This window comes from Arthrobacter sp. GMC3, from assembly GCF_002929305.1.
In the GTDB taxonomy this organism is placed as follows: Bacteria; Actinomycetota; Actinomycetes; order Actinomycetales; family Micrococcaceae; genus Specibacter.
The window spans coordinates 53,600-72,703 of sequence record NZ_PJIO01000002.1; the positions used below are offsets into that span (position 1 = coordinate 53,600).

The window sequence follows — 19,104 nt, forward strand, 5'->3', positions numbered from 1 at the left end:
CATGAGTCTCACACCCATCACCGGGGTCCAGGCGACAACGCCCACCGCTTTCCTGCCTTCCGTGGACAAGAGCGCCGGCACTTCCAGTGGGGACGGGTTCGGGGTAGCACTGACAGGTGCCTTGGATAACGCGCAGGCACTGTCCTCCCAGTCCAAGACTCTCGCCGTGCAGGCCGTGACAGGCAGGCTCGATGACATCCACAACGCCACCATCGCCTCCACACGCGCGCAGGTGACCCTGGAACTAATTGCCACAGTTCGCAACAAGGGAGTAGATGCGTTTAACGAGATCATGAGGATGCAGGCCTAATGCCACCTGTCATCACCAAATTCATGGGCCGGGCCTCCGGGACCCTCAAGGGCTTCAGTATTGCCCAGCGCACGCTCGCCGTCATTGGGGTTGCCGTGCTGGTGCTGGGTTCAGTGGCATTGGTCTCCTGGATGTCCAAGCCCACGTACTCGCCACTTTTTTCAGGTGTTGCCGCCGCCGATGCCAGCGCCATTGTGGCCCAGCTGAAGACCGACAACGTGCCGTACCAGCTGACCAATGGTGGTTCCACCATCCTGGTCCCCGACGCCAACGTCTATGAGGAACGGCTCAAATCGGCCTCCGCCGGCCTGCCCGCGGCCACCACGGGTGGTTACTCACTCCTGGACACCATGGGCGTGACGTCATCGGAATTCCAGCAAAACGTCACGTACAAACGTGCCATGGAAGGGGAATTGGCAAAGACCATCATGGCCATGAAAGGCGTACAAAACGCCTCCGTGAAACTCGCCATCCCCGAAAAGACCGTTTTCACCTCCACCAAGACCGATCCCACGGCCTCAGTTTTTGTCGAAACCGGCGGATCCACCTCCTTGTCCAGCGACCAGGTTGAGGCCGTGGTCCACCTTGTTTCCTCCGCCGTAGACGGACTGACGCCAGCAAATGTCTCCGTAGTGGACGCCAAGGGTACGGTTTTGTCGGCCGCAGGCAGCGCCGGGGCCGGCGGAGCGGACAAGCAGCGAACCGAGTATGAAAAGCGGGTGGGCGCGGCAGTTCAGACCATGCTGGACCGGGTGGTGGGGCCGGGCAACTCCACCGTCTCACTGACGGCAGCCATGGATGAGTCCTCCTCCGAGGTACTCAAAGAGTCATTCAACTCACCACAGGGCGCCCCCGCCTTGAACGAGTCCTCCGAGTCCAACAAGACCACCTCCGGCACAGGTGCCGGCGCCGGTATTCTGGGCCCGGACAACATCGCGGTCCCCAACGGCACGGCCACCGGGGGAAGTTCGGAATCCACGAACGTCACCAAAAACAATGCCGTGGACAAGACCACTGCCAACACCTCCATCCCGGCCGGAACCTTGCAAAAGCAGTCGCTTGCGGTGGCCGTGGACACCGATGCCGCCAATAAGGTCGATGCCGCCACACTGACAGACATGGTGGTTGCGGCGGCCGGAATCGACCGAGCCAGGGGGGATGTGGTGACACTGAAGGTGATGCCGTTCTCCACGGCCGCCGCCGATCAGGCGAAGTCGGCGCTGGATGCCGCCAAGTCGGAGGCCAATGCGGCAGCCACGGCCAAAACGTGGCAAACCATCCTCTATGTGGCGCTAGGGGTCCTGCTGCTCTTGCTGATCCTGGTCCTGTACGCCCGCAAGAACCGGCGCCAGGTGCGTGAACTCGTGGACCTGGGCGAACGCAATGACGCTCAGCGCCAGCTCGACACCATGAGCATGACCACAGGCCTGGAAACTGCCACGCTGCCGAGCATCCCGCAACCGGCGTCCCTGCCCGCCGTGGAAAATAGTGACACCGACACGAAACGGGCCTCCATCAATGCCTTGGCACTGGCGGACCCGGCAAAGGCTGCGGTGTTGATGCGCACACTCATGGACGACGGGGGCAAATCATGAGGGACACCATGGTACTCACCGGCGCACAAAAAGTAGCCGCAATTTTGATGCAGCTTTCCCCGCAGGGTGCCGCCGGCGTCATGGGACACCTCAACGACGAAGAGGCAGAGATTGTGGCCTCGGAGATTGTGCGCATGCGCCGCGTCCAGCCGGAGATTGCCGACGCCGTCATCGAGGAAATTCACGAGCTCGCCATCAGCGGACGCACCGCGGCCATGGGCGGCAAAGAGTTCGCCGCCGGCTTGCTGGAAGCCTCCTTTGGCAGCGAACGGGCCGCCGGATTCATGGAACGGCTGGCCACCGACATGGCCGGGAAACGCTTTGAGTTCCTCGACGACGCCGGCCCCACACAAGTGGTTTCCCTGTTGGAAGGCGAACTGCCGCAAACCATTGCCCTGGTGCTGGCGCACCTAAGCTCGCAAAGCGCCTCCGCCGCGCTCTCGGCCATGCCGCAGGCCAGCCGGGCAGAGGTGGCACAAGCCATCGCCACCATGAGTCCTGCCCACCCCGAGGCCGTGGACATTGTTGCCGAGACACTTAAGCAACGTGCCGTGGCCATGGTGGCACCACGCGGCAGGCGTGCGGCAATCGGCGGAGTACAACCGCTAGTGGAGATCATCAACCGCTCCGATAGCGCCACCGAAAAGGCGCTCATGGAAGACCTTGACGCCAGCAACCCGGAGCTTGCCGCAGAACTGCGCTCGAAAATGCTCTCCCTGGCCGACCTGGTCCGGTTTGCCAACCATGACATCCAAAAGGTGCTCCGTGGCATCGATCCCACCACGCTGGCCAAGGCCATGAACGGCATGCCAGCACCAGTTGAGGACGCCGTACGGGGCAATATCTCCGAACGCAACCGTGAACTGTTGGAGTCCGAGATCGAAATCCTGGGCCCTGTCCGCGCCGTCGACGTGGAGCTGGCGCAGGCGGAGATTGTGCGGGCCATCCGTGGCTTGTTTGCCGCCGGAGAAATCACCGTCCTAGACGACGACGAGGCCCCCCTTGGCCACTAACACCACCGTCCCGGGCGCCACCGTCTCTAGCGCCACCGTCTCTAACACCACCGTCCTCACCGCCACCCCGCTGGTCTTCCCGGCCGTGAACGGCCCGGGCGGTCCCGGCGCAGAAACGCGCCAGGAGCGCCAGCGCGGCTACACGGACGGTCACACGGCCGGCTATACGGCCGGCATGCGCAAAGCCGCCGAGGAGGCTGCGCGTCTGAAGCACCACCAAGACGCCGAGCATGCGGCTTTGCTTGCCGAGTTGCGGGCCGTCTATGCTGCACAGGCTGCGGCCCTGACCATCTGCGCCGATGCGGTTGCCGCGACCGTGGTTCCTGTCCTGGCCGACGTTGAGCAAACCCTTTTTGACTGCGCATTGACCCTGGCCCAGACGGTGCTCGGAGAAGTGCTCGACGACGCCGAAGCCTCCGCCCGCGCGGCGCTCTCCCGGGTGGTTGGCGGGGGAGCGGACGTACCGCCATTGCGGGTGCGGATGAACCCGCGCGACGTTCAGGCACTTGCGGGCCACTCGGCCGGGGAGCGGAGCGCGGCCCGGGTCGATGGACTGGACATTGTTGCCGATTCCAGCATTACGCCAGGGGACGCCATCGCCGATTTTGTCGACGGTTTCCTGGATGCTGGCCTCACTTCCGCCCTGGGCCGGGCCCGCCAGGCGCTGCAGGACGCGCGGACGTGACGGCACCCGGGCCCCGAACTTTTACCCACCCACGGTCGCTGACAGGCCAGGGTTCGGGCCATTTCGCCGCGGCGTTGCGGGCCGCGGCGCCCCAACGCGTGGGCGTTGTCTCCTCTGTGGTGGGGCTGAGCGCCGAAGTGCGCGGGCTGCGCTGTGCGGTGGGTGACCTGGTGTGCCTGAACGGGCGCGCGCCCGGGTCCGCGCCGATCGACGCCGAAGTTGTCGCCGTCGGGTGGGACACCCTCACGATCATGCCCTTGGGCCCCGTCGCCGGACTGGCGCAAGGGGACATGGTCCACGCCAAAACGGATCCCCTCCTTGTTCCCACCGGTCGCGGCTTGCTGGGCCGGGTGCTGGACGGGCTGGGACGCCCCATCGACGGCAAGGGGCCGCTGCCCGCAAACCAGGGCGTGCCCATGGCCAACTCGGCACCCAACTCGATGGAGCGGGCGCGCATCCGTACGCCCCTGAGCACGGGCGTACGCGTCATGGATACGCTGACAACTGTTGGGCGGGGGCAGCGCATGGGCCTGTTTGCCGGCTCGGGCGTCGGCAAGTCGTCGTTACTGTCCATGATTGCCCGGGGCACCGAGGCAGATGTTTCGGTGATCGCCCTGGTGGGGGAGCGCGGCCGCGAGGTGCGCGAGTTCCTTGAAGATGATCTGGGCCCGGAGGGCCTGGCCCGGTCCATTGTGGTGGTGGCTACCAGCGACGAACCCGCCCTGGTCCGGTTGCGGGCCGCATTCACCGCCACCCGCATTGCCGAGTCTTTCCGCGACAGCGGGGCTGACGTCATGCTGATGATGGACTCACTGACCCGTGTGGCCATGGCGCAGCGTGAAATCGGCCTCTCGGTGGGTGAGCCGCCGGCAACACGAGGCTATCCGCCGTCGACCTTTTCCATCTTGGCCCGGCTGCTGGAACGTGCCGGCACGGACAAGATCGGCTCGGTCACTGGCATGTACACGGTCCTGGTGGACGGCGATGACCACAATGAGCCCATCGCCGATGCCGTGCGATCGATCCTCGACGGGCATATTGTGCTCGAACGGAAACTTGCTGTTGCAGGGCACTTCCCCTCCATCGACGCCCTGGCCTCCATCTCCCGCGTCGCCTCGAAGGTGTGCACGGCCGAGCAAAAGCACGACGCCGAAACGTTGCGTCGCGTCATGGCCGCCCGCCGCGGGGCTCAGGACTTGATAGACGTGGGCGCCTATCACGGGGGTTCGAACCCGTTGGTGGATGCCGCCCTGGCGCATGAGGGTGTCATTGATGGTTTTCTGCAGCAAAGTCTTGAAAACCAGGTGCCGGGAGATCGGTCCTGGCAGGAATTGCGTTCACTTGTCACCTCGTTTGGAGGGCTTCAATGACCAAAGCATTCAGGCTGGGCGGTCTTCTGCGCTACCGCCGGCTCCAAGAAGACCAGGCATCGGCCAACCTGGCCCGGGCTAACGCCAGCCGCCGCACCCATGCCCAACGCATGGCCGCCGTGCGCGGTGAACTCTCCGAGGGCGACGCCGACGTCAGCTCCGTGATAGCGCTCAAGGCCGCAGCGGCCGCGCGGGCCACCTCACGGAGCCTGTTGCTGGAACTGCAAACCCTGGGTGCGGTCATTGACGCCGATGCCCAATCCGCCCAGGCGGCCCTGGTTGCGGCGAAGATGGCAGCCAGCTCGCTGGAAAAACTGGCCGACCAACACGAGAAGGACAGTGTGGAAGCGCAATTGCTGGATGAACAAAAGTACCTGGATGAACTGGCACTGACCCGCAAGGTGGGCAAACTATGAGCGTCATTGGGGCAGGCGCCCTGCTTGCTCCGGCGGCTCCTGCGCGCCGTGGCAGCGGCGGCGAGCAAGGCCAGGGCGGTGCAGACTTTTTGGACAGCCTGCAAGGCGCCGTTGACGCGAGCCGCAGCGACGCAAACGCAGTGACGACGGCAACCGAACCGGAAACCGCCGCAGACGCAGACGCTTCGCCCAGTCCTGACAATTCTTCCGGTGCTGACATCCCGGCCAGCCCCGAGGCCCAGGACACGCCAGTTCCCCTAGCTCTCATGCCCTGGGCATTCCCGTCCCTGAATCAGACGGCTCCCGTGGCGACCCCCGTGGCCACCGTGCCAGCGAACCTTGAAACGACGCCGGTTGTCGATCTGCCGGACGTCGCGCCGCTGACAGGAACCGCTGAGCCCGCGGCCACCGAACCCCAGGCTGGCAACACCGGCGCCGGCGGACCGTCCGCGGCGATTCCGGCAGCGGCACCCGCACTGGCAGCTGCGGCAACTGGAGCCATGCCCCCAGCTGCAGGCAAGCCGGCGGGGGAACCCGCTCCGGCTACGGCCACCACGCCGGCCATGGACACCACCGCGCCCACCACCGAAACTGAACAGTCCGCTGCGGTCAGCAACGGGCCGCTGCCAAAGAATTCCGGGACGAACGCCGGAGTGCAGCCCAGCCAGGCGGCACCCCCATCCGTTGTGACAACCGTTGTGGCCGACACAGCATCTCAAGGTGCCCAGACCGGAGACGGGGAGCCGGCCACTGCCGTACGGGCCGCGAGTTCGGAACCTGGGTCGGGCGACGCCGTCGTACTCCCCAAAACCCCTGAAGTGGGAGCGGCTCAGCTTGTGACTGTCCCCAACCCCGCAGCGGCGGTTGCCAGTCCAGCCGTCCTGACCGCTCCGGTGGCAGCAGCGCCTGCCGCACCCGTAGGGAACCAGCCGGGGCATCCGCCCTTGGCCGAACAGCTGAGCCGGCCCATCTTTGCGCTCGCCACCGGCCAAAGCGGCAGCCAGGTCATGACCGTGCAGGTGGTGCCGGATTCCTTGGGGCCGGTAACCGTGCGGGCACATATGGGTGCCGACGGCGTGCGGATTGAACTGCTGGCTGCCACCGATGCGGGCCGGGATGGTCTGCGGCTGATCATGACCGATCTCAAACGCGACTTGGCAGGGCAAGGAATATCGTCGTCGTTGAGTCTGAACCCGGATCTGGGAAGCGGGGCCGGGGGATCCGGTCAGGCATTCCGGGGCAACACCAGCACTCCAACAAGCAGCTGGCAGCAAGGGCCTACCAATGAGGGATCCGGCACGGAACCCCCGGCTCAAGCCCCGGCGGCCAGGACCACCAGCACCATCTCACTCGACATTACGGTTTAGAAAGGAGCGCCACCATCGCTATTGACCCACTGACTGGGCCTCCAAAGGCCAGCGGTATATACGCCAACACTCCTACGCGCGCGCCTAAACAGGAGATGGACTCTGAAGTGTTCATGAACCTGCTGGTGGCGCAGCTGCGCAACCAGGACCCGTCCTCGCCCATGGATACCAACCAGATGATCTCCCAGACCACCCAGCTGGCCACCATGGAAAAGCTCACCAGCATGGACAAGGTTGCCCTCGAGAACTTCTCGCTGCAGATGCGAACTGCAGCGGCCGCCATGATCGGGCAAACAGTCTCATGGCTGGATAAGGACGGCACCACCAAGAGCGGCATCGCCGAATCTGTCTCGTTCGCCTCCGGTGTTCCCGTGGTGAAAGTGGGCGAAGTCAACATCCCCCTTGATCAAATTTCCGGTGTAAATACACCCGCAGACAATATTCCCAAACAGGCATAGAAGGGTTTCAACCATGCTTCGCTCACTGTATTCAGGTATTTCCGGCCTCCGCGCCCACCAGACCATGCTCGATGTCACCGGCAACAACATTGCCAACGTCAACACGGCCGGATTCAAGGGATCCTCGGTGCAATTCCAGGACACCCTGTCCCAGATTTCCCGTCCAGGCTCGCCCGCGCAGGAACGCACCGGCGGAACCAACGCGGCACAGGTGGGTTTGGGTGTGCAGGTTTCCGCCATCTCCACCAACTTCTCCCAAGGTTCGGCACAGGCCACCGGCCGCGCCACCGACATGATGATCTCCGGTGACGGCTTCTTCATCACCGCCAAGGGAGGCCAGCAGTCCTACGCCCGCGCCGGGGCCTTTGACTTTGACTCACGCGGCCGCCTGGTATCCCCCGACGGGGCGTTGCTCCAAGGCTGGGTTGCCAACAACGGCGTCGTGAACAACGGGGGCGCCCTGGGTGACATTCGCGTCTCCAAGGACATGGTGGCGCCCCCGGCGGCAAGCACCAACGCAGTGCTGGGCGGGAACCTGCCCACCGATGCCAAGGACGGCACCGTGGTGGTCCGGGATGTGCAGGTCTACGACGCCACGGGTGCCGCACGCCAGCTGTCGCTGACCTTCACCAAAACCGCTGCCGGCTGGAATGCCGACGCCGCTGATGACGCGGGCGCCACGACCGGCACCCAGGCGCTGACGTTCCTCAACGGCAAGCTCACCACCGGCGGCACCCTGGGCCCCGTGGGTGGCGTGACCGTGGACCTGACCGCGCTGACAGGCAACGCCGGAGACACCACCGTGGCTGTCAAGAGCCACGACGGCAACGCCGCCGGAACCCTGGAATCCTTCAGCATGGGCACCGATGGAACCCTGACCGGAACCTTCTCCAACGGCGAAAACATGGTGATTGGACAGGTTGCCCTGGCGAACTTCACCAACCCGGGCGGTTTGGAAAAGATCGGCTCCTCCAGCTACCGGGCCACGGCATCCTCGGGCCAGGCAACCATTGGCATTGGCGGCCAGGGCGGCCTGGGTGAGCTCACCAGTGGCTACATTGAAATGTCCAACGTTGACTTGTCCCAGGAATTCACCAATCTGATCGTGGCCCAGCGTGGATTCCAAGCCAATGCGCGCATCATCACCACCTCCGATGAGGTCCTGCAGGAACTCACCCAGCTCAAGCGCTAGCATCTGCGCCACCCCGCCCCACTCCTAACGGATGGGGTGGGGTGGCCGACAGTGATTGGCAGTACGTGGTTGACACCATGCAAACTGCGAAAAAGGATGCCCGATGATAATAGTGACCCGCCTTGATGGCCGGCACTTTGCGGTAAATCCGGACCTGATTGAACGCATCTTTGAATCCCCAGACACAACCCTCATCATGGCCGACGGGGCGCGATTCATCGTCACCGAAACCATGGCCGAGGTCATTGAGAAGATCGCGCACTTCCGCGCCCGAGTGATCTCCATCGCCTACAACGACGACGCCGACGGCCACGCATCGCACACGTCACCACGCCTTAGCATCATTCACCCCACCGGGCCTACCGGCGGAACAACCACGGGCGGGCACTGACTCATGGATCCGGCAACACTTATTGGCCTCGTGATCGCCTTCGGCTCACTCGTGGCAATGATCAATCTCGAAGGATCACACGTGAGCAGCGTTATGCTGCTGCCGCCTATGCTCCTGGTCTTTGTTGGTACCATGGCCGTAGGGTTGGCAGGCTCCACGTTCAAGGACTTCATCTTCTCTTTCAAGTCCCTGCCCAAGGCCTTCCTGTCCAAGCCGGCGTCGCCTGCTGCAAGCATCGAAACCGTGGTACAGCTGGCCGACAAAGCCCGCAGGCAGGGACTGCTCTCCCTGGAGGAAGACGCGGCAGCCACCAAGGACGAATTTCTGCGTGATGCGCTGCAAAACATTGCCGACGGCACGGACGGCGATGAACTTCGGGAAATGCTTGACGACGCCATCGACACGAAAATGAAATCTGACGGCATCGCATCGAAGTTCTTCCAGACACTGGGCGGCTACGCCCCCACAGTGGGCATCATCGGCACCGTGGTTTCCCTGACACATGTGTTGGAGAACCTCTCCGACCCCGCCACACTTGGCCCCATGATTGCCAGTGCTTTCGTCGCCACCCTGTGGGGCCTGCTCTCCGCGAACTTCATCTGGCTGCCGATTGGTTCCCGTCTGGCGAGGCTCTCTGAGCTTGAGGTGGACCGGATGACGTTGGTTATGGAAGGCGTGCTTGCCGTCCAGGCGGGTTCCCAGCCCACACTGTTGCGTGAACGGCTCCTGGCCATGGTTCCCAAGCATCAGCGAGTATCTTCGAAGAAGTCGCCCAAGGCTGAGGCAATCAGTCCCGACGAGGAACTGAAGTCGGCCGCGTGAGCGGAGGCAGGGGCCGGGGCAGGGGCCGGAAGCGCCGGGGTGGGGCCACCGAGTCCCACAACGACGAGCGGTGGATGGCCTCTTACATGGACATGGTCACCGTGCTCATGTGCATGTTCATAGTGCTTTTTGCCATGTCATCGGTGGACAATGAGAAGTTTGTCCAGTTGCGGGACTCCCTGGCTACCGGTTTCGGCCAAGTGGAAGTCGGCAAGATCGACACCGCCAAGGGGGTGGTGGTTGCCCCGGCCGACGTCGGCAAAGAAGGCACCATGACCGAGGATTACATGGCCGTGGCAAGGGCAGAGGCTGACAAGCTCACCGCCCTCCGTGAGGACATGCACACCCGCCTGGTCAGCGCGGGACTGGACGGCAACGTCGAATTTGGTATTGACCAGCGCGGGCTGACCGTCAAGCTGGTGGGCTCACAAACCTTCTTCTACCCGGACAGCCCGGCACTATCCGACACCGCACTGCAGGTCCTCACGGCGGTGGCGCCCGTTCTGGATGCGGCGCACCTGGAAATATCCGTCGAAGGGCATGCAGCCAACGCCATCACCAACTACCCCTCTGTATGGGAACTGTCCTCAGAACGCGCCGTCGGGGTGCTGCGGTACTTAGTGGAGCAGCGCGGAATTGCCGCCACGAGAATCGGGGCGGTGGGATACGGTTCTGCCCGGCAGGTCAACGACGATTCCACAGAACCCCTGCGGGAACTGAACCGGCGGGTAGATATTGTCGTGCTTTCAAATCAGAGTGAAGAAGTACGTGCGCTCATACCCGAAGCATTGAAGGAAAAAGCGGCGCATCCCTAACATGCGGGCCTTGGCTGCCGATAGTGCCGTAAGTGCCAGTCTCCCAACATAGCCCACGTGCCTCTGAGTCCGGGCTGGATCGAGCCGTGGAACTTTATGATTTCACCCGCCCGGCCACCCTCGCCAGGGAACACGCCCGCAGGCTTGAAGTGGTTTTTGACTCCTTTTCGCGACATTGGGCGACACAACTAACGTCGCGTCTTCGCACCACGTCGGGCGCCACCGCCCACGGCATCTCCATGATGAGCTACGACCACTATGCGGCATCCCTGCCCGAATCCACCATCATGGTGCTCGTGACGTTGGACGGGCACGAGTCCAGGGGCGTCATGCAGTTCCCGGCCGAAGCGGCACTGTCCTGGGTTGCGCGCATGCTCGGCGGTGCCGACTCCGGAACGCCCGACTTCCGCAAGCTCACCCAAGTCGAGCAATCGCTCATCCGGCGGCTCGCCGAGGACGCCCTGGAAGACCTGGGCTACTCGTTCGGCCCGCTGTTGACAGCACGTCTCGGTGTGGCCGGCATGGATTTCAATTCGCGCACCGCACAGGCAGCGGCCACGGACACCTTGATGGTTGTTGCCCCGTTTAGCTTGCGTACCGGCGACGACGAATGGCAGGCCACTGTGGCCTTGCCCGCACAGCTTGTGCTTTCCCAACTGGTGGAACAGGACGCCGGCGGTGACGCGGGCGCTGCGGCCCTGTTGCTGCGAGGCCAAGTCTCCCAGGTGCCCGTTGACGTGGCGGTGGAACTGGACGCCACGCAGGTGACGGCCACCGCCATCTTGAATATGGCCGTTGGGGATGTTGTAGCGCTCCCGCATCCTGGGGGAAAACCCTTCAGTGTGACTTTGAATGGAAAGCCGGTGGCCCGGGCGGTGGGGGTTGCCCATGGGTCCCGGCAGGGCGCACAAATTGTTTCAATTGAGGAGAACGTTTCATGACCACCACGCTGACACAACAGGCCATTGCGGCGGATACGCTGGCAGCTTTGCTGCCTGCCTCAACTCCCTTGGAAGCCACGCCATGGCCCGTGACTGCAGGGGAAATACCCACTGCCGGGATGTCAACGCTGAGCGTGGACTATCTTGGCGCGGTCTCTGCCGAACTGGCAATCACGCTGCCCTCCGCCAGCCAGGATGCCGTCAAGAACGCAGGTGGGCCCGGGGCCATCTCAGCCGCGGATATCCTGCGACCGGCGCTGGAGGCAGCCGCGGAGACGCTCGGCTCGGGTGTGCTTGGGGATGTTTCTGAGGGCGCCTCGACTGCTCTCTTTGGTGATGCCGAAACGGCTGTCTACCGTCTCACTGAGCCCGGAAGCGCGCAAGCCTTTGCCTGGTTCGCCATCCGCATTCGCGACAATGGCAAGCGCGCCTCCACCTCGGGGGCCACGGTGAGCGCCCACAAGATGGGCCGCATCCACGACGTGGAAATGGCGTTGTCCGTGGTTATTGGTCATACCCGGATGACCGTGGCCAACGTCCTGGGCCTTGAACCTGGCGACGTGGTGGACCTTGACCGGGCCGCCGGCTCACCGGCCGATATTTTGCTCAACGGCCGCCTGATTGGCCACGGCGAAATTGTGGTTGTGGACCAAGAATACGGTGTCCGGGTCACCAAGATTCTAGATGCAGCGGAGACGGTCGGCTAGGTGGACACGTTCCTGCTTATTCTGCGGGTGGGGCTTGCCCTGGCCGTGGTGATGCTGTTGCTGTGGATGGCCCAGAAGAAGCTGGCCAAGGGAAACAGCGGCGGAGCTGGCGTGCACCTGGATGTTGTTAGCCGGCGCAATGTGGGCCAAAAAGCCTCCGTGGTGATGGTTGATGCTGACGGCATGCGTTTTTTGCTCGGCGTGACCGAGCACAACGTCAGTGTCCTTCACAGCGGTCCCGCACCCGAACCCGAGCCGGCGTTTTCGGCCGCCCTGGAGTATGCCGGAACCGCCGATGGGCTGATCCAACCCAGCAGTGACAAGCGGCCACGGTCCGAACCGAATCCGCTCTCCGGATCGATCCTGTCCCCGAAAACGTGGCAGCAGGCATGGGCCGCCGTGCGCAAAGGCTTCAATCTGTGAACGTCGATTCGGTAACCCTGCGCCGCTGGGGCAGGGCCGCACTTCTACTCGCGCTGCTCCTAGGCGCACTTGTGGCGTTCCAGCTGCTCTTTTCCACCTCCGCCCAGGCGCTCTCGGTCATGGCGCCCGGCGATCCGGTGGACCCTACGCCCCCCACGCCGCCCACCGACCCCGGTACCGGCGGAATTAACCTCTCCATCAACGGTCTCAACGGCGAACCCAGCTCGGCGATCGTCACACTCATCGCCATCACCTTGCTGTCGGTGGCCCCGGCACTGCTGTTGATGATGACCTCCTTCACCAAGATTTTTGTGGTCCTGGCCATGACACGCAACGCCTTGGGCCTTCCCTCGATCCCGCCGAACCAGGTTCTGGCAGGCCTTGCGCTGTTCCTGTCCCTGTTCATCATGGCCCCGGTACTGATCGAGATTAACAACATCGCCATCCAGCCGTATCTCAACGGCAGCCTGGACGTCACCAGCGCCTTCGATGCCGCCGGCGGTCCGCTGCGCCATTTCATGCTGCCGCAGACTCGTGAAGAAGACATTGCGTTGATGACCCGGTCGGCGGGCCGGGAAAACCCCGAAAGTCCCGACGCCGTGCCCATGCTGACGCTGATTCCGGCGTTCATGATCTCCGAACTTCGCAGTGCCTTCATCATCGGCTTCGTTATCTTCATTCCCTTTTTGATCATCGACATCGTGGTGGCCTCGGCGCTGATGTCCATGGGTATGATGATGCTTCCGCCGGTGATGATCTCCTTGCCGTTCAAGATTTTGCTGTTCATCCTGGTTGACGGTTGGGGCCTGATCATCACCGCCTTGGTGCAAAGCTACGGTGGTGGCACGTGAACACCTCCGAGATCTTGAACATTGCCGTTCAGGCTCTGTGGGTGGCTGCGAAGCTTTGCGCCCCCATCTTGTTGACCGCCTTGGTGATTGGCTTTGCCATCTCCTTGCTGCAATCAATTACCCAGGTCCAGGAAGCTACCCTGTCCTTTGTTCCCAAGGCGGTGGGCGTTGCCCTTGCACTGCTGATTGCGGGGCATTGGATGATCACCGAGATCGTCACGTTCACCCATGACCTCTTCGATAAGATCCCCATACTTCTGAGGGGTTGAGCGGTGAACATTCCGATCGACCTGGCATGGCTGGAGTCAACCATGCTGGCGGCTGTGCGCATGACGGCGTTCATTGTTATTGCGCCGCCGTTTTCCTACAACGCCATCCCTTTACGGATCAAGGGCATGCTGGCCCTGGGCCTGGCCCTTGCCATGTCCGCCCGGCTCCCGGCAACCGGGACGGTGAGCGAAACAGGCGCCTTTGTGGCGGCTCTGGTGTTGGAGATAGTCACCGGAGCAGCACTGGGCTTTTTGGTCTACCTGGTCTTCGCGGCCGTTCAGACCGCAGGGGCCTTGATTGACACCTTTGGCGGCTTTGCCATGGCCCAGGCCTTCGACCCGCAGTCCATGGTCAACGGAGCACAATTCACCAAGCTGTTCCAAATGACCGTGCTGGCGCTGCTATTCGCATCGGACGGTTACCAGCTGATCATCGGGGGATTGATGCGCTCCTTTGAGGCAATCCCCGTGGGGGCGGGCTTCGACCTTGCCCACCCTGCCCAGGTCATTGCCACCGCCACCACGGGCATGTTCCTGGCGGCGGTGCAAATTGCCGGACCGTTGCTGGTGGTCCTGTTCTTGGCCGACGCCGGGCTGGGCCTTTTGACACGTGTGGCCCCGGCCCTGAACGCCTTTGCCATGGGTTTCCCCTTGAAGATCATGCTCACACTGGCCCTGGGTGGCCTGCTGGTGCTGGGACTTGGGCACGTGGTTCCGGCAATGGTGGAGACCGTCCTGAGCTATCTGGCGAAAGCAGTCTCACGTGGCTGAGCCGTCGGGGGAGAGAACCGAGCAGGCCACCGACAAGCGGATGAAGGAAGTCCGCGAAAAGGGGCAGCTGTCCCGGTCGCAGGACTTGACTGCCTGGGTGGGAGTTGGGGCGGCGGTGATCATGGTTCCAGGTGTGATTGCCCGCTGCTCCGATGCGTTGGCGGATCAAATGTTCACGGCGGTCTCCATCACCGCACACCCCGATCCGAAACAGGCGTTGCAGGCGCTGGAATCGGCGCTGGGAGCCCTCGCCAGCATCTTGGGCCCCATGCTTTTTGTCGTGATGGCTGCCGTGCTGGCCGCGGCAGCCATCCAGGGCGGCATCCGGTTCAAGAAATTTGCCCCCAAATTTGAACAGTTCAATCTCCTGACGGGGCTCAAGAACGTGGTGGGCACCCAGGCCCTGTGGAACGGGGTGAAGGCCCTGCTGAAAACCGCCGTCGTGGGCCTGGTCCTCTACGGTGTCATCCAGGGCATGGTTCCGGTGCTGCTCCAGGCGGGTGGGCTGCAAATAACGGAGCTGCTGGGGGCAGCCGGGCGCGGCGTCATTTCCCTGGTCCAGTTTGCCGTGGCAGCGGGCATGCTCCTTGCCGTGGCGGACGTGTTTGTCATTGCCCGGCGCAACCGCAAGAAGACCCGCATGACCAAAAAAGAGGTCACCGATGAACACAAATCCAGCGACGGCGATCCCATGATCAAAGCTGCCCGCCGGCAACGCCAGCTCGCCATGGCCCGCAACCGCATGATGAGCGCGGTGGGGACGGCCGACGTCGTCCTCATCAACCCGACGCACGTGGCGGTGGCGCTGCGGTACGAGCCCGGAAAGTCGGCGCCCCGCGTGGTGGCCAAGGGGGCCGACAGGGTGGCCACCCGCATCCGTGCCGAGGCCGAGGCCAAGAAGGTACCCCTGGTGAAGGACATACCGCTGGCCCGTGCCCTCCACAGTTCCTGCGAGTTGGGCGCCGAAATCCCGGTTGAGCTGTACAACCAGGTGGCGGCTGTTCTGGCATTCGTTATGGCCCTGAAGAAACGCGGGGCCACGGCCGGAACGCACCAGATCTTGCCCGCCGGCTCCAGTATTCCGCCCTCCCTGATCCCCAAGCCCCTGATCCCCGCGACCGAAGGAATCCCCGCGTGAACCGCAACGTCTCGAAGCTGGCCATCCCCATGGGTGTGGTGGGAATTGTGCTGCTCCTGGTTGTCCCCATCCCGGCCATGCTGCTGGACATCTTGATCATTATCAACATCGTCTTCGCCCTGCTGGTGCTGATGAACAGCATGTTTGTGAAGAAGCCGCTGGACTTCTCGGTGTTCCCATCCCTGCTCCTGGTGGCCACGCTGTTCCGCCTGGGCCTGAACGTTGCCTCCACCCGACTGGTGCTGGGGCACGCCCACGCGGGGCAGGTAATCCAGGCGTTTGGTGAGGTGACCGTTGGTGGGAACCTGATCATTGGTGGCGTGATCTTCTTGATCCTGGTTGTCATCCAGTTTGTGGTGGTCACCAAGGGTGCCGAACGTGTCGCCGAGGTGGGTGCCCGCTTCACGCTCGACGCCATGCCGGGTAAGCAGATGGCCATTGACGCAGACCTGAACGCCGGGCTGATCACCGACGTCGAAGCCAAGGAACGACGCGTGGAGGTCTCCGCGGAAGCCGACTTCTATGGCGCCATGGACGGTGCCTCGAAGTTCGTCAAGGGTGATGCGATCGTGGGCATCATCATTATCATCATCAACCTGGTGGGCGGCATCGCCATCGGCATGGTGCAGCGTGGCATGGACATCGCCGACGCCGTGAACACCTACTCGCTGCTGTCCGTGGGTGACGGCCTGGTTTCGCAGATCCCGGCCCTGTTGATGGCCGTTGCCACCGGCATGATCGTCACGCGCGCCAACGCCTCCTCCGACATGGGAACGACGGCGGCACAGCAGCTGACGCAGTCACGCCCGGCACTGATGGTGGCCGGGACGGCGGCCATCATCATGGCTGTCATCCCCGGCATGCCCGTGTTCTTCTTCCTGGCTGTGGGAGCCCTGCTGCTGTTCATGGGGCAGCGGGTGAAAGCGGCCGAGAAGACGGCCGCCACAACGGCCGCTCTAGAGGCCATCTCGGCGGCACCCCAGACAGAAACCACAGATGACATCATGGCCCAAATGCGGGTCCAGCCACTGGAAATCCAGCTCTCCACGGATCTGGTGGACCTGGTCTCCGGATCGGCCGACGATCTGCTGGCCCGGATCAGGGCGCTGCGGCACAAGGTGGCCATGGAGATGGGTGTGGTGGTGCCCCCGGTCCGTACCCGCGACCATGTTGAACTTCCGCAGTCTACCTATGTGATCAGGATTGCCGGCGTGGAGGCGGGACGCGGCAATGCGCCGGCCGGACGAGTGTTGGCACTGGGCGAGCAGCTGTCCGGCCTGCCGGGCACCCCCACTGTGGAGCCGGTGTTTGGGCTTGCCGGAAAATGGATCCCGGCGGAGTTGCGGCACAGCGCCGAAATGTCCGGTGCCACGGTCATTGACCGGGTGTCGGTACTCATCACACACCTTTCGGCCATCGTCACCGCCAACGCTGCCCGGCTGCTCAGCCGTGAGGACGTGCGGGTCCTGACGGATGGGGTGAAGGAGGCTTCGCCGTCGATCGTTGAGGAATTGATCCCCGGAATGCTCTCCCTGGGTGAGGTGCAACGCGTCTTGCAAGGCCTGCTGAGTGAGCAGGTGCCCATCAACGACCTGCCACGCATTTACGAGGCCCTGTCGCTGCATGCGAAAAAGAGCACCGATCCTGAGGGGTTGGTGGAGGCCGCCAGGACTGCTTTGGGCCCTGTCATTGCCGATAAGTACATCGACGGCGGATCTCTGGCCGTGCTGATGATCGACCCAGGCCTGGAACAATCCCTGCTTGAGGGCCTGCGGCCCTCGGAACTTGGCACCCAGATTGTGCTTGACCCGTCCCGGCTCGAATCGTTTCTGGCCTCGGTGGCGGACACGAACGCCGTGGCCGAACAGTCGGGACGCAATGCCGTACTGGTCTGTGCACCGGCGCTTCGGCCAGCGATTTGGCGACTGGTTTCCGGACGCATCAAGGGACTCCCGGTGATCTCCTACACGGAGGCCACGGCAGGAAACCCCACCATTGAAACAGTAGGAGTTGTGCGCGTTGCCCAGTCGATTTCAGCTTAGGGGCCACAGCATGGAAAGCCTGCGATGGCAGCTTTTCGACAGTTACGGTACCCGGGCGCGCATCATCCGCGCCGAACGCATCCAAACGGGGGGACTGTTTGGCATTGGCGCCACTACCTCCTACGAGGTGACGGTGGAGGTGGACGGCGAGCCGCCCGCCAAGGCCGACGCTCCCACCCGCCGCACGGCTGCCCGCAACCGGGCTGGCCGGGGCCGGGAAGCGTTACGCAGCGGCCTGGCCAATCTGCTGGCCGACGCCGACGGCGGTGACCGTGCCATCGCGTCCACGCCCGTGGTGATATCCACCCAGAAGCCGGACTTTGACGTGGTGCTTGAGCGCGTGAGCTCCAGCATGGGCAGCAAGCCGGCCTCACCGGCTCTGCCCGTTTTCCCGGCTGCGCCCGTGGTGCGGCTCGTGTCCGACGAGCCGGCCGAGCCTTCCGCGGCTGCGCCAGCCGAGGCTGCGGCGCCGAGTATCCGTGCGGCAATCCAGGACCTGGGAGTGGCCCAGGAGCCCGGGGTGGATACCGGAATTCCTGTGCCGTCGTCACGGGCTGGGGATCTGGTGGTTCTCGTGGGAATCCGGGACCATGCGCTGCGCACAGCCTGGACCATGGCGCAGTCCTTTGCCGAGGGTGCCGTCATCCGGACAGCGGGTGACCACCGCCAGGAAGGTGTGGATCACCTCATTATTGACGGCCATGAGGTCAAGAAGGTGCAGGCCCTGGCAGCCATCGAGGGCAAACCACTGTTGGTGGCCTTTAGCATTGGCGAGCGACGCTCTTCTAACGCCGCCGTCCTGTCGTCCGTCCGGGCCGACCAGTTGTGGCTGGTGGTGGATGCGGCCCACAAGCCCGCGGACACGCAAGCCTGGGTAAAGCAGGCGTCTTGGTTCTCGGAACCGCTTGGATTGGCCGTACTGGGCTCAACGGAGACCTCCACACCGGAATCCGTCAACGACCTGGGATACCCGGTGGGCTGGGTGGACGGCTACCAGTCAACCTCGCCCCTGCTCTAAGATTGACCCGATCAGCACATCCATGGAAGGAAACTCATGCTGGTATTGACACGAAAAATTGGCGAGAAGATCGTCATAGGCAACAACATCACCATCACCATTCTTGAGGGTGGACGCGGCGAAGGTGTCCGCATTGGCATCGACGCGCCCCGGGACGTCAGCATTCACCGCAGCGAGGTGGTGGAGGCCGTTTCGGCAAGCAACCAAGAGGCGCTGCAGGCAACCGGGGCGGACGACGCCACGCCCGAACAGCTCATTATCGCGGCGCTGGGCCTGGGGCCTAGCTAAAGTCCATGCCGGCATCCGCCCCGTGTCGAACACGGCGTTCTCATCGGGAGAGAGAGTTGTCTGGATCCAATGCTGTTCGGTCGAGGACACGTGCTTGACCAGGCTGGCCAGTGACAATCTGCTCACGGTGCTGTGCGTCTTTCCCTGCTCGTCACTGAGATTCCGCATGGGGATCATGAACGTGTTCCGCTGATCCGAGAGGATTGCGGAAATGTCTGCCAT

General features: G+C 63.5%; 22 protein-coding genes and 1 pseudogene. 22 read left to right on the top strand and 1 reads right to left on the bottom strand.

Going from position 1 to position 19,104, the window contains the following annotated elements; genetic code table 11:
• Nucleotide 1: 1 nt before the first annotated feature.
• The 22 genes from CXQ94_RS03515 (at nt 2) to csrA (ending at nt 18,882) form a co-directional block, all read left to right on the top strand.
• Complete coding sequence (locus tag CXQ94_RS03515; RefSeq protein ID WP_104086852.1) at nt 2-310, top strand: flagellar hook-basal body complex protein FliE; 309 nt, start codon at nt 2-4, stop codon at nt 308-310.
• Nucleotides 310-1,905 carry a flagellar basal-body MS-ring/collar protein FliF gene (fliF, locus tag CXQ94_RS03520; protein WP_104086853.1) on the top strand — a complete coding sequence of 532 codons (1,596 nt, stop codon included), beginning with the start codon at nt 310-312 and terminating at the stop codon, nt 1,903-1,905. Before CXQ94_RS03515 ends, fliF begins: the two co-directional genes overlap by 1 nt.
• Nucleotides 1,902-2,918 (top strand): flagellar motor switch protein FliG, encoded by a 1,017-nt coding sequence (gene fliG / locus CXQ94_RS03525; RefSeq protein ID WP_104086854.1) that lies wholly within the window; start codon nt 1,902-1,904, stop codon nt 2,916-2,918. The genes fliF and fliG overlap by 4 nt, the downstream gene beginning before the upstream one ends.
• Nucleotides 2,908-3,603 carry a FliH/SctL family protein gene (locus CXQ94_RS03535; protein WP_181034060.1) on the top strand — a complete coding sequence of 232 codons (696 nt, stop codon included), beginning with the start codon at nt 2,908-2,910 and terminating at the stop codon, nt 3,601-3,603. The genes fliG and CXQ94_RS03535 overlap by 11 nt, the downstream gene beginning before the upstream one ends.
• A 38-nt stretch (nt 3,604-3,641) precedes the next feature.
• The gene (locus CXQ94_RS03540; protein ID WP_104087304.1) at nt 3,642-4,973 is read left to right on the top strand and encodes a FliI/YscN family ATPase; all 1,332 of its coding nucleotides are present in this window, start codon (nt 3,642-3,644) and stop codon (nt 4,971-4,973) included.
• Nucleotides 4,970-5,389, top strand: coding sequence for a flagellar export protein FliJ (locus CXQ94_RS03545; RefSeq protein ID WP_104086856.1), 420 nt, complete (start codon nt 4,970-4,972; stop codon nt 5,387-5,389). Before CXQ94_RS03540 ends, CXQ94_RS03545 begins: the two co-directional genes overlap by 4 nt.
• Nucleotides 5,386-6,756, top strand: a complete 1,371-nt coding sequence (locus tag CXQ94_RS03550) for a flagellar hook-length control protein FliK (protein ID WP_104086857.1) — start codon at nt 5,386-5,388, stop codon at nt 6,754-6,756. Before CXQ94_RS03545 ends, CXQ94_RS03550 begins: the two co-directional genes overlap by 4 nt.
• A 95-nt stretch (nt 6,757-6,851) precedes the next feature.
• Nucleotides 6,852-7,214: a flagellar hook assembly protein FlgD gene (locus CXQ94_RS03555; protein ID WP_258066653.1), complete on the top strand. Its 363-nt coding sequence runs from the start codon at nt 6,852-6,854 to the stop codon at nt 7,212-7,214.
• Between the two features lie 13 nt (nt 7,215-7,227).
• Complete coding sequence (locus CXQ94_RS03560) at nt 7,228-8,406, top strand: flagellar hook protein FlgE (RefSeq protein ID WP_104086859.1); 1,179 nt, start codon at nt 7,228-7,230, stop codon at nt 8,404-8,406.
• A gap of 103 nt (nt 8,407-8,509) precedes the next feature.
• On the top strand, nt 8,510-8,797 hold the full coding sequence (locus tag CXQ94_RS03565) for a flagellar FlbD family protein (protein ID WP_104086860.1): 288 nt from the start codon (nt 8,510-8,512) through the stop codon (nt 8,795-8,797).
• A 3-nt stretch (nt 8,798-8,800) separates the two neighbouring features.
• Complete coding sequence (locus tag CXQ94_RS03570) at nt 8,801-9,619, top strand: motility protein A (RefSeq protein WP_104086861.1); 819 nt, start codon at nt 8,801-8,803, stop codon at nt 9,617-9,619.
• Nucleotides 9,616-10,434 (top strand): flagellar motor protein MotB, encoded by an 819-nt coding sequence (locus CXQ94_RS03575; protein WP_258066656.1) that lies wholly within the window; start codon nt 9,616-9,618, stop codon nt 10,432-10,434. Before CXQ94_RS03570 ends, CXQ94_RS03575 begins: the two co-directional genes overlap by 4 nt.
• 86 nt (nt 10,435-10,520) lie before the next feature.
• Nucleotides 10,521-11,375 carry a flagellar motor switch protein FliM gene (locus tag CXQ94_RS03580; RefSeq protein ID WP_258066657.1) on the top strand — a complete coding sequence of 285 codons (855 nt, stop codon included), beginning with the start codon at nt 10,521-10,523 and terminating at the stop codon, nt 11,373-11,375.
• The gene (fliN, locus tag CXQ94_RS03585; RefSeq protein WP_104086862.1) at nt 11,372-12,082 is read left to right on the top strand and encodes a flagellar motor switch protein FliN; all 711 of its coding nucleotides are present in this window, start codon (nt 11,372-11,374) and stop codon (nt 12,080-12,082) included. The genes CXQ94_RS03580 and fliN overlap by 4 nt, the downstream gene beginning before the upstream one ends.
• A complete protein-coding gene (locus tag CXQ94_RS03590) occupies nt 12,083-12,505 on the top strand; it encodes a flagellar biosynthetic protein FliO (protein ID WP_104086863.1) in 423 nt (140 codons plus the stop codon). It abuts the gene before it with no gap.
• 83 nt (nt 12,506-12,588) lie between these two features.
• On the top strand, nt 12,589-13,356 hold the full coding sequence (fliP, locus tag CXQ94_RS03595; protein ID WP_258066781.1) for a flagellar type III secretion system pore protein FliP: 768 nt from the start codon (nt 12,589-12,591) through the stop codon (nt 13,354-13,356).
• The gene (gene fliQ / locus CXQ94_RS03600; RefSeq protein WP_104086864.1) at nt 13,353-13,625 is read left to right on the top strand and encodes a flagellar biosynthesis protein FliQ; all 273 of its coding nucleotides are present in this window, start codon (nt 13,353-13,355) and stop codon (nt 13,623-13,625) included. Before fliP ends, fliQ begins: the two co-directional genes overlap by 4 nt.
• 3 nt (nt 13,626-13,628) lie before the next feature.
• Nucleotides 13,629-14,396 carry a flagellar biosynthetic protein FliR gene (locus CXQ94_RS03605; protein WP_104086865.1) on the top strand — a complete coding sequence of 256 codons (768 nt, stop codon included), beginning with the start codon at nt 13,629-13,631 and terminating at the stop codon, nt 14,394-14,396.
• On the top strand, nt 14,389-15,534 hold the full coding sequence (locus CXQ94_RS03610) for a flagellar biosynthesis protein FlhB (protein WP_258066658.1): 1,146 nt from the start codon (nt 14,389-14,391) through the stop codon (nt 15,532-15,534). Before CXQ94_RS03605 ends, CXQ94_RS03610 begins: the two co-directional genes overlap by 8 nt.
• Complete coding sequence (locus CXQ94_RS03615) at nt 15,531-17,576, top strand: flagellar biosynthesis protein FlhA (RefSeq protein WP_104086866.1); 2,046 nt, start codon at nt 15,531-15,533, stop codon at nt 17,574-17,576. Before CXQ94_RS03610 ends, CXQ94_RS03615 begins: the two co-directional genes overlap by 4 nt.
• Nucleotides 17,577-17,586: 10 nt before the next feature.
• Nucleotides 17,587-18,594 carry a hypothetical protein gene (locus tag CXQ94_RS03620; protein WP_104086867.1) on the top strand — a complete coding sequence of 336 codons (1,008 nt, stop codon included), beginning with the start codon at nt 17,587-17,589 and terminating at the stop codon, nt 18,592-18,594.
• Nucleotides 18,595-18,630: 36 nt separating this feature from the next.
• The gene (gene csrA, locus CXQ94_RS03625; RefSeq protein WP_104086868.1) at nt 18,631-18,882 is read left to right on the top strand and encodes a carbon storage regulator CsrA; all 252 of its coding nucleotides are present in this window, start codon (nt 18,631-18,633) and stop codon (nt 18,880-18,882) included.
• A gap of 54 nt (nt 18,883-18,936) precedes the next feature.
• Here csrA and CXQ94_RS03630 read toward each other — a convergent pair.
• Nucleotides 18,937-19,104: pseudogene (locus tag CXQ94_RS03630) on the bottom strand (DUF664 domain-containing protein); the annotation flags it as partial.